Annotated in this window: 7 protein-coding genes and 3 pseudogenes; 4 read left to right on the plus strand and 6 right to left on the minus strand. The window is 62.7% G+C overall.

The annotated features are described in order from the left end of the window. Window positions 1–152 precede the first annotated feature (152 nt). Window positions 153–782 carry a DUF922 domain-containing Zn-dependent protease gene (locus M728_RS07930; RefSeq protein WP_026623054.1) on the plus strand — a complete coding sequence of 210 codons (630 nt, stop codon included), beginning with the start codon at window positions 153–155 and terminating at the stop codon, window positions 780–782. Between the two features lie 429 nt (window positions 783–1,211). Here M728_RS07930 and M728_RS07935 read toward each other — a convergent pair whose 3' ends face one another. Both M728_RS07935 and M728_RS07940 read right to left on the minus strand, forming a co-directional pair. After that, the gene (locus M728_RS07935) at window positions 1,212–1,532 is read right to left on the minus strand and encodes a 2Fe-2S iron-sulfur cluster-binding protein (RefSeq protein ID WP_026623053.1); all 321 of its coding nucleotides are present in this window, start codon (window positions 1,530–1,532) and stop codon (window positions 1,212–1,214) included. 194 nt (window positions 1,533–1,726) lie between these two features. Continuing rightward, entirely contained in the window at window positions 1,727–2,095 is a 369-nt protein-coding gene (locus M728_RS07940; RefSeq protein WP_026623052.1) for an Hpt domain-containing protein, read from the minus strand. 1,171 nt (window positions 2,096–3,266) lie between these two features. On the opposite strand from M728_RS07940, the pseudogene M728_RS07945 reads away from it, so the two are divergent. Further along, window positions 3,267–7,169: pseudogene (locus tag M728_RS07945) on the plus strand (kinesin); the annotation flags it as partial. 124 nt (window positions 7,170–7,293) lie between these two features. On the opposite strand, the pseudogene M728_RS07950 reads toward M728_RS07945, so the two are convergent. Then, a pseudogene (locus M728_RS07950) lies at window positions 7,294–7,533 on the minus strand (hypothetical protein); the annotation flags it as partial. 239 nt (window positions 7,534–7,772) lie between these two features. Between M728_RS07950 and M728_RS07955 the strand changes: the two are divergent. Beyond that, window positions 7,773–8,864, plus strand: a pseudogene (locus M728_RS07955) (kinesin); the annotation flags it as partial. Between the two features lie 579 nt (window positions 8,865–9,443). Beyond that, a complete protein-coding gene (locus tag M728_RS07960; protein WP_026623050.1) occupies window positions 9,444–9,866 on the plus strand; it encodes a VOC family protein in 423 nt (140 codons plus the stop codon). A 138-nt stretch (window positions 9,867–10,004) separates the two neighbouring features. Here the strand turns inward: M728_RS07960 and M728_RS07965 are convergent, their stop codons facing one another. Genes M728_RS07965 through petA form a run of 3 tightly spaced genes read right to left on the minus strand, consistent with a single transcriptional unit; the run spans window position 10,005 to window position 12,783 of the window. Continuing rightward, entirely contained in the window at window positions 10,005–10,877 is an 873-nt protein-coding gene (locus M728_RS07965) for a cytochrome c1 (protein WP_026623049.1), read from the minus strand. A 32-nt stretch (window positions 10,878–10,909) separates the two neighbouring features. Next, window positions 10,910–12,190 carry a cytochrome b N-terminal domain-containing protein gene (locus M728_RS07970; RefSeq protein ID WP_026623048.1) on the minus strand — a complete coding sequence of 427 codons (1,281 nt, stop codon included), beginning with the start codon at window positions 12,188–12,190 and terminating at the stop codon, window positions 10,910–10,912. A 14-nt stretch (window positions 12,191–12,204) separates the two neighbouring features. Then, on the minus strand, window positions 12,205–12,783 hold the full coding sequence (petA, locus tag M728_RS07975; RefSeq protein ID WP_026623047.1) for a ubiquinol-cytochrome c reductase iron-sulfur subunit: 579 nt from the start codon (window positions 12,781–12,783) through the stop codon (window positions 12,205–12,207). Window positions 12,784–12,787 lie beyond the last annotated feature (4 nt).

Below are 12,787 nucleotides of genomic sequence, written 5' to 3' on the forward strand. Positions count from 1 at the left end.
CTGCAGGCAATTTCGTGTTGACGCAAAGCGTTATCGCCTTTTCCTCGTGCGATACACCAATTTTCGGACGGGAGTCCTAGCCGATTTGTGTTGCGCTGGCCTTGGCTATGCCCCAAGCTTCTATGAAGTTCAACCGACGAGAATACGCAGCGATGCCCGGAATACACGCCCCGTTAAGAGCCGCCCTGATCGCACTGCTCGTCGGACTTCCGCTTGGCAGCGCCTCGGGCGAAACGCTCATCAGCAAGAGCGTCTCCTACTTTTCGATCGGCGGACGCACGGCAGAAGAGCTCGACAAGGCGCTCTCGGTGTCCGGCCCCTTGATGGGGAGCACCGGCACGCGCCATCCGGGCGCGACGCGCATCAAATTCGGCGGCACCGTGACCTATGTCGGTCGCGAAGGCCGTTGCGCGGTCGGCACGGCGCGCGTCACGCTCAGCACACGCATCATCCTGCCGCGATGGAAGTACCGCAAACAGGCCGGACGTGACCTTGCCTTGGTCTGGGATACGCTCGCCAGCGACATCAAGCGCCATGAGGAGCGCCATGCGGAGATTGCTCGCATTCACGCGCGCCAGATGGAAAAGGCGCTACTCGCGCTGAAACCGGAAAACAATTGCGAGCGGATGCAGGCTCGCGTGGCCGAGGTGAGCGCGGAAGAGGTCGAGAGCCACGACAAGGATCAGGCACGCTTCGACCGTACGGAGGCAGCGAACTTCGATCGGCGCATGATTCGATTGCTGCAGCACCGGCTGGAAAGCCTGACGAAAGCCGGCCGTTAGCGAGCCACCTTCGCCGAAAGCGCCATACCCCCAAGAAATGGGTGATTATAGTTTCGCCCATCGAAGAAAAGCGCAAAAACCCACAGTATTTTATTGGCGGAATCTAACGATAGCGAGCGGCGCCCGACTCAGCTATATTAATATCATGAAACGAGCGGAAGAATTGAAGTTCTACCGTTCGATGTGGGTAACGTTGAATTGCGGATCGACAGTAAGACTACGTGCTTTGCTGGCGGACTGTTTGAGTCTGGCTCCATTGCTTTCGGTTTTTGAAGCAAAATCCAGGCAATGAAGCAGCACAGGTTCTCCTGGCGTGTCTTGGTGCAGCAGATGCTCCCTCCCTCATCTGTTTGCGATGCGCCCTCCTCGCCTCGCTAGTCGACCGACCGGCGAGGCATTTTTTTCTAAATATTAAAGTGCTGAGCGCGATCAGGCCTGGCGTTCGGGAACGTGAACGACCAAGCCGTCCAGGGCTTCAGTCATCTTGATCTGACAGGAAAGGCGCGACGTCGGCCTTACGTCATAGGCGAAATCCAGCATGTCCTCTTCCATCGCCTCCGGAGCGCCGACTTTCGCCGCCCAGGCCTCGTCGACATAGACATGACAGGTCGCGCAGGCACAGGCGCCGCCGCATTCCGCCTCGATCCCCGGAACCGAATTGCGAACCGCATTCTCCATGACAGTGGAGCCGTTCTCGACATCGAGTTCGTGGCGCGTGCCGTCAAAGGCTACGATCGTTAGTTTTGTCATTTCTCTTTCCGGAACGAATTGATTGGGATCGGGCGCCTGGCGCAGGGGTTTGTCGAGGCAGGCGTCGCCGCAGCATCTGAAGTCAGGCACGTTCTTCCAACAAATCGGCCGGCCAGTCAACACGAGCCGGGCTTCGCCGCAGCCGGCGGTGGCGCGGCGGCAAGGCGTAGCGGACCTACGGCCGAGGCTGAAAATCAGCGGCAGAGTCTTAGGATGAAAAGCTCGGCATCGAGAACGGCGGCGGCAAGTCCGCTCCGCAGCATCGCATCCGTCGGTTGCTCTTCGATCGCGGCGGCGGCATTTGCGACATTATCCGCGCCGACTGCAAGAGCCGCCCCCTTCAGCCGATGGGCGACTCGCCTGCAGCGGTCCGGGTCGCCGTCCGCCATCTCGCACATAGCCTGGCGCGCCTGCCGCGCGAAGAGCCGCAACACCTCGGTTTCGAGGCTCGCGTCTCCCATCGTCTGTTGAGCGAGACGGGCAAGATCAATGGGATTTCCGGCCGAAGAGGAAGAACTTGCGGGATTGTTAGGTGCTTGGAAGGCTATCGGGAGTGCCGCCATGGGCTCGTTTCCTTATCAGTGTCGCATCGAATGACCGCACCGTTTTCAAACAGTTATCGTCAGTGGGTGGCACTGCCATCGGCTTAAAAAGGCGGCACAATGAGACAGAAATTTGGGGAAATGGTTAATGGCCGTTAAACCGCCTGATTTCTTGGGCTTTTCCGGTCAGGAGACGGCCATTTGGTTAACAAATGATTAGGATTTTAGTGAATGCGGACCGCTCTTAATTGTAAGAACCCGGCTAATGTGTCACTACGATACGATTAGGAGCGGGCCTGCATATGAAATTGGCAACTGTTCTGGTGGATAAGCGGCGCGCGGCATCGCAAGGTGCAGGCGCGGCAGATCCATCGAGGCGATGAATGGGTGATCGGTCAGGGTATTGCGCAGATGGAATGCGTATGCCTTCCTGTCACCGCCCTGTCGAGGATGTCACGGCGCACCTTAATGGCGTCAGGAAGACGGCCATCAGCGGGCAATAGTAGTGAGGCGTATCCCTATGGCGACGAAGAAGAGCAACGAGTCGATCGATGAGAAAGCGTTTCAGGCGCTGGAAGCGGCCCTGAAGATCGACTTTGACGACCTGAAGTCGGCCTTGAACGACAAGACTTCCCTGGATGAGCCGGAGGAGCAAGTGTCCGAACACGCGAAGCAGGCTACGGCGCCCGATCAGGCGCGCGCTGCAAGAGCACCGCAGGAAGCCGTGAAGCCGCGTGGGGGAGAAGCGCCGCGCAGCCTGGCTCCAGAGACCGCGCCGAAGCAGCCGCCGCTAGCACCCGCCAACGACGATATGCGCAGGTCCCCGGCAGCGATGCTCCGCTCCCTCGAAGTACGCTCCAGCCGGGCGGCGATCCGCGTCGCCGCGCTCGTGTCGCTCGCCTGGGCGGCCGCCGGTGTGGCTGTCGCCCACCTGCTCTACGCACCCGAGATCTGGCAGATCCGTTCGCTCGGCGATTTGGCGGCCATGCCGGGCGCGATCGGCATACTGGTCGGCATCGCCCTGCCAATCATGCTCTTCTTCTCCTTCGCCATCATGATCGCGAGGGCGCAGGAACTGCGCAATGCGGCGCGCTCGATGGCCGAGGTCGCACTGCGTCTGGCGGAGCCGGAAACGGCGGCCGCGGACCGGGTGATGACCGTCGGCCAGGCGGTGCGGCGCGAAGTCTCGGCGATGAACGAGGGCATCGAACGGACCATCGCTCGCGCAACCGAGCTTGAAGCGCTCGTCCATTCCGAAGTCAGTGCGCTCGAACGCAGCTACAGCGAAAACGAATTGCGAGTCCGCACGCTGCTCCAGGAACTCGGGCTCGAGCGCGAAGCGATCATCGGCCACTCTGAGCATATCCGCTCGACGATCGCGGGGGCGCACAGCAAGCTGAAGGACGATCTGGAACTCGCGAGCGAAGACATCGCCTCGCGCATCGCCGTGTCCGGTGAGGCCTTCGCGTCGCTGATCGACACGCGCGCGGCTGCGCTTTCCGAGAAATCGGACCATGCGCTGGAAACGCTGGGCACGATGCTGTCGACCCGCACCGATGCGCTGCTTTCCGGCCTGACGACCGCCGGCGTGGCGCTCAGCAATGAATTCGACGCGCGCCTCGACTCGCTCAGCGAAAACCTGACCAAACGCGGCGAGCAATTGCTCAACCAGTTCGAAACTCGCGCCTCCACCCTCGATGCAAATACCGAGAAGCTGAATGCCGCGCTCAACGAGCGCGCACGTCAGCTCAACGAGACGCTGATCGCCCGCACGCGTGACCTCAACGAGAGCCTGAGCGTGGGCCAGCAGGCAATTACCGGCGGCCTCGACGATATGCTCGCAACCCTCAATGCCGCTCTCGACGAGAAAGGCGCGAGCTTCCGCCAGAGCCTTAAGTCGAGCGCGGACGACGCGATCATGGACCTCGACCTCAGAGGCGGCTTCTTCGAGGAGAAGCTGCAGACGACGGTCGGCCAGCTGGCGACCGCGTTCGACGAGCGCTTCCACGAATTCGCAAGCGCCTTCGATAAACGGGCGAACCAGCTCGACACCAAGTTGATGGAAAGCTTGCACCGGATCAACGAGACCGTCTCCGGCGGCTCGGAGGCGATCGGCAGCGCGCTCGACAGCAGCGTCGAGAAGATCGGCTCGGCGCTCTCGGATCAGTCACTGACGCTGGCGACGGCGCTCGGCGCGACGCAGGATTTCATTGAGGAAACGATCGGCGGCCGCACGACCGAGCTCACCAATCTCATCGGCAGCGCCCATAGCCGTATCGAGGGCGTGCTCTCCGAGAAGACCGGCTCGCTGATGGGAGCCCTCACCGCAGCGCAGGAGCGCATCGAGAACGGTTTCGGCCACCGTGCCGATCAGCTTGCCAATGCGCTTGCAACCAGCGAGCAACGCCTGACCGAGGGTCTCGATTCGCGCACATCCGCCTTCATCGACGGCCTCCAATCCGCTCATCAACGTATCGAGCAGACGCTCACGGGCTCGACCGACGAGATCACCAGCGCGATCGCCGCAAGCCAGCACCGCCTGGACAACACGCTCTCCGAACGCACTGCCGCCATCTCGACCGCCCTCGCCTCCGGCGCGAGCCTCATCGAAGGCGCCGTCAGCGGCACCGCGGATCGGCTCGAGCGTGTTCTTTCCGATCGCGGGCAGGCGATGTCGGATGCGCTCAGCAGCCAGGCAGATACTATAGACGACGTGCTGTCGCAGCGCAGTCAGGCGATTACCGAGGCGCTTGCAACCCAGACCTCGGCGCTCGACGGCGTGCTCGCCGAGCGTGCGGCGCAGATCGATTCGACCATCTCCACCCGCGCCAACGAGATGGCGGATTCGCTGAGCCGCCACGCCGAAGACGTCGCGGACAACTTGACATTCCGGGCCATGGCTATTGCCGAGACCATGACGGACCGGGTCGGCGACATCGAAAACAGGCTCTCGCAAGGCGTGTCCGAGGTCGCGGAGAATCTCGGCGGTCGCGTCAGCGAGATCGCGGGCACCCTGACGGAGACCAGCGCGCGCATCGCGGAAGATCTGAGCAGCCGCGTCGGCAAGATTTCGGATGCCTTGACGGGAACGAGCGCCGAGATCGCCGAAGCACTCACCGCCCGGACAACCGAGGCGACCGCTTCTCTCGCCGGCAAGGCCGCCGAAATCGAACAGACCCTTTCCGGCAGGGCCGAGCATCTGCGCGATACGCTGGACAAGACGCACAGCGAAATCCGCTCGACGCTCGACAACCGTATCAGCGCGATCAATCTCGCCGTCGGCCAGGGCCGCGAACAGTTGGAAGAGCTGCTCTCCGATCAGTCGATGGCGATCGCCACGACACTTGCGACCAGCGCGAGCATGCTCGAAATGTCCCTCGATGAACGTCAGGCGTCGATCGCCGGCGTCATCGACCGAAGTGCCCAGGCGCTCGATGCGCTCACGACACGCACCTCGGAGGCAACCGCTTCTCTCGCCGACACCGCCGCGGACATCGAGCGGACGCTTTCCGGCAAGGCCGAACACCTGCGCGATGCGCTCAGCGAGACGCATGAGCAGATCCGCTCGACGATCGATGATCGGATCAACGCGATCAACCGCGCCGTCGGACAGGGGCGCGAGCATTTGGAAGAACTGCTCTCGGACCAGTCGATGGCGATGGCAACGACGCTCGCGACCAGCGCAAGCATGCTGGAGATGTCGCTCGAAGAACGCCAGGCATCGATCGCCGGCGCTATCGATCGCAGCGCAGAGGCGCTCGAAGCCCGCATGCGTTCGACCACGGGCAACATAGCCGAACGGCTCGCCGAAACGGCCGATCAGATCAGTCTCGCGGCCGACACGCTCACCAATCGAGTCGACATCTCGATCGGCGGCATCAACAGCCGCCTCGACGATACCGGTGCACGGGTCGAGTCGAGCCTCGGTTCGCTCGAAGACCGTATCCGTGACAGCGTCGGCACTGTCAGCGTGATCGTCGACGATACCGGCGCCCGGATCGAGACGACGCTCGGCTCGCTGGGGGATCGCATTCGCGATAGCGTCGGCAGCGTCAACACCATCGTCGACAATGCCGGCCAGCGCATCGCCGACAGCCTCGGTGAACACGCGGGCGAGATCGATCGGCTCAGCGAGGCGGCGGCGGCTCGGATATCGACCGCCATCGAAACAGGTGCCGGCCGGATCGAAGAGCGGCTCGGCACGATGGACCGCGCCCTCAACATCGGCCTCGAAAACGTCAATCGGACGATCGAGGGCAAGGCAGCGGCGCTCGTCACCAGCCTCCGTGGCGCCGTCAGCGATGCCGCCCAGGAGATCGACGCGGAAGCGGCGCGATCGGCCGACGTCCTTTCCAAGGCAGGTGCGGATTTCGCCAATGCGCTTGCCGTCCGGAATGCCGAGTTCGCGGCCTCGATCGAACAGACCGCATCGGCGACGGCCGCACGCCAGGCTGATCTCGCCCGCTCGGTCGCCGACGCTGCCGACACGGCGACGGCCCGCCTCGCTTCGACCCACAGCCGCGTTGCAAGTCACGCCGAGAGCATTCAGCAGAGCCTGAGCGATGCGGAAAAAGCGCTCGATGCGCGCGGCCAATCGATCCGCAGCGTGCTCGACGAAAGCACCCGGGAACTCAATTCGATGCTTGCCGGCCGCTCAATGGAACTGTCGCGGCTCATCGACGAGCAAGCACGCCCAGTCATCGAGCAATATGCTGCGACCGGCAAAGAGGCGGCCGAACGGATCGCCGCCCTCACGCAGGAAAGCGCCGATCGGCTGCGTGCAGAAAACGCCGCGCTCATCAATGCCATCACCGAACGCACGGGCGAGACGCTCAATGCCATCTCGCTGCGCGCGGAAGAGACGGCCAAGGCCATGAAGATGGTCGAAAACCGACTGCAATCAACGGCGATGGGCCTGATCGACCAACTTGCCGCGAGCAACTCGGCGATCGCGAACGTCATCGACCAGGCGAGCGGCAATCTGGGCGACATGGATCAGCGCCTCGAAGCGACGGCGGCCAGGGTCTCGGAAACTGCACGTCAGGCCTCTGACATGCTCTCCACCTCGACGCGCCTCATCGAGGGCAAGGTCGACAAGCTGTCGGACATCGCCGGCTCCACTCTCTCGCAGATCGGCGGTATCGTCGGCCGTTTCGAAGATCATTCGAAGGTTCTCGGACAGGCATCGAACCTCCTCGCAGCCGCCCAGTCGAACCTGGTCAGCACGCTCGAAGAGCGCCAGGATGCACTTCGCACCCTTTCGGTCGGCCTCGTCCAGCGTTCGGAGGAAATCGAAAAGACCATGCGGGCGCTCGAAGGCTTCGTCGATGGCGCCTTCCAACGCGCCGAGGAACGCTCTGGCCAGGTCGCCGGCAACCTGCGCAGCGGCATCCAGTCCTCTTTTGCCGATGTCGGCCGCCTGCTGTCGAGCACCGAGCAGCGCGCGGCGGAAGCTGCCGAAGCCATGCGCAACACGCTTGCGACGGCGGGCGATGAAGCTGCCGCCTCGGTCGAGGGCGTCTTCTCGCGTGCCGAGGAGCGCTCGCGCCAGATCGCCGACACGTTGCGTTCCGGCGTCGAAACCTCCTTTACGGACGTCAACAAGACGCTTTCGCAAGTCGAAGGACGTGCGCTCAGCGCCTCCGAGGCTCTGCGCCAAGCCGTTGCCAAGGCAGGCGAGGAAGCGGGCCAGGCGCTCGAGGGAGCTTTGGCCACTGCGGAGGAACGCGCCAAGGAGGCTGCGTCGCGGCTGCGTGGCAGCGTCGGCGCCTCTGTCTCCGATGTCGAGCGTATGCTCGCGGAGAGCGGCAAGAAGTCGGATGGCGTTGCAACGCAGTTGCGCGAGGCGGTTCGTCAGGCGATCGACGAGGCGATCAGCCGGTTCAGCGGCGCGACCGACGACATACGTCGCTCGGCAGGCGAGATCCGCAAGGAACTCGACATGACCCGCGACGAGCTGAAGCGCGGCGCCTTCGATCTTCCGGAAGAAGCCAAGGAGAACGCAGCACTGATGCGTCGTGCCGTCGGCGAGCAAATCAAGGCGCTGCAGGAGCTCTCCGAGATCATCGGCAAGTCTTCGACGCAGCTCGAGATTGCCCAGCCGGTTCGCCAGCAGGCCGCCCCCGCTGCCGTTGCCCGCGCCGTTCAGCAACCCGTCGCGCCGCAGCAGCCCGCGATCCAGCACCAGCCCCAGGTCCAGCAGCCGACCCCGACCCAGACGCCCGCCCCGGCGACCGCTTTGCGCGGGAGCCTGGGTATGGAGCAGGCAACGCGCCCGCTGCAGCCAGCCCGACCGCCGGCTGCGGAGGAACGCGTTGAGGAAGGCGGCGGCTGGATGCGTGATCTGCTGCGCGCCGCTTCGCGCGAGGAAGAGCCTGCAGTTGCCCGGCCGCGGCCGGCCGAAAGCCAGCCGGTCGCGCGGGCCGGAGACAACCGCAACCCGCGCCATGTCGTCGAATCGCTGAATTCGCTCTCCGTAGACATCGCCCGCGCGATCGACCACGACGCTTCAGTGGAACTGTGGCGGCGATATCAGCGCGGCGAACGGGATGTGTTCACGCGGCGTCTGTACACGCTCAAGGGGCAACAGACATTCGACGAGATCAAGCGGAAGTATGATCGCGAACCGGAGTTCCGCACGGCTGTCGATCGCTACATCGCCGATTTCGAAAAGCTTCTGGCAGATGTCGCGCGCAACGATCCGGACAAGCGCATCACTCAGACCTATCTGACATCCGATACAGGCAAGGTCTACACGATGCTCGCCCACGCGGCGGGGCGCTTTAGCTGATCGCCGATGAGATCGGCGCAGTTGCAACGGCCTCGTCGAAAGACGGGGCCGTTCTTGCATTCGGATGCATATCGCGGATGCAGCACCGGCCAAGCTGGGGAGGAACAGTGTGAAGTGGTTTCCGCCTGAATCCGCTGCCGCGAAGCGCCTACTGCATGTTTCCTTAAATCGTACCGGATTTGAGGACAAAAACATGCAGCAATCAAAGTGCTACAGCGTCCTTTGTGCGTCTGAAAAGACGCACGGCGCTGTAACGGGTGAAAACCAGGACTATTAGCGGTAATCTGAAAAGCGGAGCGGCTTGGCCGTGGCGCTGGCGTCTCTCCGGCGGGCCTAATCGAGCGCGTCGCATCGGTTGGAGCCATCTCTTGTTTGATGCATGTCGTTGTCCCGACGGTTTCGTGCATTTTCGGCGGGGGGCAGTGATTGCATGCGGTCGGAAATCGCACGCGTCCAGCCGGCTTCGGCCGTCGCGTCGTTGAGAGGTGATTGAGCCGCCCGAACAAATATGACACTGCTGCGCTGCTCTTCGGAACACTTTCCGGCGATCACAGTTCACAGCACGTCAGGAGGCGCGATATGAAACCCCGATTAAAAGTCCTGACACTAGCCGTGAACGACCTTGAGAGGTCCCTTGCCTTCTACCGCGACGGCCTCGGGCTGCCGACGAAAGGCATCATCGGCCAAGAGTATGAAGACGGCGCTGTCGTCTTCTTCAACATGGGAGATGAGCTGATATTGGCGCTCTTCCCCGCAACGTCGCTCTCCAAGGATGCGGGGATCGCTACCACCGAGACGCGGCTCGGCGCCGTATCGATCGGCCACGTCGTCAACTCGAAAGAGGAGGTCGATGCGGTCATGACACAGGCGGCAGGCGCTGGCGCCGTCATTACCGAACCCGCGCGCGATCGTTTCTGGGGTGGCTATTCCGGCTATTTCCACGACCCGGACGGGCATCTTTGGGAGATCGCCTGGAACCCCGAATGGGTTGTCGAAGATTGACAACTCTGCAGCACCGCATCTCACATCCGCCGTACAAAACTCACGACTGCTGCCGCAGGATCCAGGACTGAGCGCATAAAAAAGCCCCGGTCGAAACCGAGGCTTTGTCCGTGAACGGATCGGCGTTGCCGTCTCCGATCAATGTTCCTTGTTCGCGTAGACCGACTTCTTCGTCAGATAGATGAGGCCGGTGAAGATGAGCAGGAACACCATGACCATGAACCCGGTGCGCTTGCGATCCTCGAGGTGAGGCTCTGCGGCCCACATCAGGAAGGCCGAGACGTCCTTGGCATATTGATCGACGGTCTGCGGCGCGCCGTCGTCATAGCTGACCTGCCCGTCGGAGAGCGGCGGCGCCATGGCGAGCGCCGCGGCGGCGGCGAAATACGGATTGTAATGCGTACCTTCGGCGACCTCGACACCCTGCGGCGGCTCCTGGTAGCCGGTCAGCAGCGCATGGATGTAGTCCGGGCCGCCTTCCTGATAAGGCCAGAAGATGTCGAAGACGAACTGCGGAAAGCCACGCTCGATGCCGCGCGCCTTCGCGATCAGCGAGAAGTCCGGCGGTGCGGCACCATTGTTTGCCGCAGCCGCCGCTTCCTTGTTCGGGAAGGGCGACGGGAAATAGTCGGACGGAATTGCCTTGCGGGTGAACATTTCCCCATCGGCGTTCGGTCCATCCTGCACTTCATAGTTCGCCGCGAATGCCTTCACCTGGGCCTCGGAATAGCCGAGGTCCTCGAGCGTGCGGAACGGGACGAGGCTCATCGAATGGCAGGCGGAACAGACCTCGGTGTAGACCTTGAGGCCGCGCTGCAACTGACCCTTGTCGTAGTGGCCGAACGGGCCGGCAAAGGTCCAATCCTGCTGCTCCGGCTTGTGGATCGGATAATGGGGCGTGCCGCCTTCGGCGTGCCCCTCGCCGCCCGCCTCATCCTGGGCAATCGCCGCTCCGAGCCCGAGACCGGCAACGACAGCGAGTGACAGAATGCCTGTAACAAGCTTTTTCATTGTTGTGAGTTCCTTATCAATCGCTGTTCCGGTCAGGCGTGCGCGGTCTTCGGCTGCGCCTTCGCATTCTGTTTCTCCAGCACCGCTTCGGTGATCGAGTTGGGAATGCGCTTCGGTGTCTCGATCAGACCGAGAAGGGGCATAATCACGAGGAAGAAGCCGAAGTAGTAGAGGGTACCGAGCTGCGAGAGCACGACATAGACGCCTTCCGCCGGGCGGGAGCCGAGCCAGCCGAGCATGATGGCATTGGCAACGAAGATCCAGAAGAAGAGCTTGTACCACGGACGGTACACGGCCGAGCGGACCTTCGAGGTGTCGAGCCAGGGCAGGAAGAACAGGATGATGATCGAGCCGAACATCACCAGAACGCCGCCGAGCTTGGAGTCGATCGGACCGATGTTGAAGGTGATGGCGCGCAGCATCGCGTAAAACGGCAGGTAGTACCATTCCGGAACGATGTGGGCGGGCGTCTTTAGCGGGTCGGCCGGGATATAGTTGTCCGGATGGCCGAGGTAGTTCGGCATATAGAAGACGAACCAGGCGTAGACGATAAGGAAGACGGAAACACCGAGCGCATCCTTGAGCGTCGCATAGGGCGTGAAGGCAACGGTGTCGGTTTTCGACTTCACTTCGACGCCCGTCGGATTGGTCTGGCCGGTAACGTGCAGCGCCCAGATGTGCAGCACGACGACGCCGGCGATCATGAAGGGCAGCAGGTAGTGCAGCGAGAAGAAGCGGTTCAGCGTCGGCTGGTCGACGGCGAAGCCGCCGAGCAGGAACTGCTGGATCCACTCGCCAACCAACGGGAAGGCCGAGAAGAAGCCGGTGATAACGGTCGCGCCCCAGAAGGACATCTGGCCCCAAGGCAGAACGTAGCCCATGAAGCCCGTCGCCATCATCAAGAGGTAGATGACGACGCCGAGGATCCAGAGGATTTCACGCGGCGCCTTGTAGGAACCGTAGTAGAGGCCGCGGGCGATGTGCAGGTAGACCGCGATGAAGAAGAAGGACGCGCCGTTGGCGTGCAGGTAGCGCAGAAGCCAGCCGTGGTTCACGTCACGCATGATCTTTTCGACCGAATTGAACGCAATGGTCGCTTCTGCCGCGTAGTGCATCGCCAGCACGATACCGGTCAGGATCTGCACGATCAGCATCACCGACAGCATGGCGCCGAAAGTGTAGGCGTAGTTCAGGTTGCGCGGCACCGGATAGGAGACGAACGAGTCGTGGATCAGGCGCGGCAGCGGAAGACGGGAATCAACCCACTTCTCGATGCCCGTCGTCGGCGTGTAGGTTGAATGATCAGCACTCATTATCAGTAGTCCCCTCAACCGATCTTGATAACTGTGTCGGAAACGAACGTGAAGGTCGGCACGGGGAGGTTCTCCGGCGCCGGGCCCTTGCGGATGCGGCCGGCCGTATCGTAGTGCGAGCCGTGGCAGGGACAGAACCAGCCACCAAAATCACCGGCCTGGCCGAGCGGCACGCAGCCGAGATGGGTGCAGGAGCCGATCATCACGATCCAGTTTTCCTTGCCTTCGCCGGCGGAGCGATCGAGGTCGGTCGCCTGCGCATCCGCCTCCAGATTGGCATTGCGCGCGACCGGGTCCTTCAGTTCCTCGAGCGGCACGGCTTTCGCATCCTCGACTTCCTTGTCGGTGCGGTTGCGGATGAAGACCGGCTTGCCGCGCCACTTCGCCGTCAGCGACATGCCGGGCTGCAGGCTCGAAACGTCGACCTCGATCGAAGCGAGCGCGAGCGTCGAAGCATCCGGGCGCATCTGGTCGATGAACGGCCAAGCCGCTGCACCGGCGCCGACGACGCCGGCCATGCCAGTGGCCAGGTACAAAAAGTCGCGGCGAGTGGGCTCGCCCAGGGTCTCGCTTGAAGTCTCGTGTTCGCTCACGGCC

It is taken from the genome of Ensifer sp. WSM1721 (genome assembly GCF_000513895.2).
Classification (GTDB): Bacteria; Pseudomonadota; Alphaproteobacteria; order Rhizobiales; family Rhizobiaceae; genus Sinorhizobium.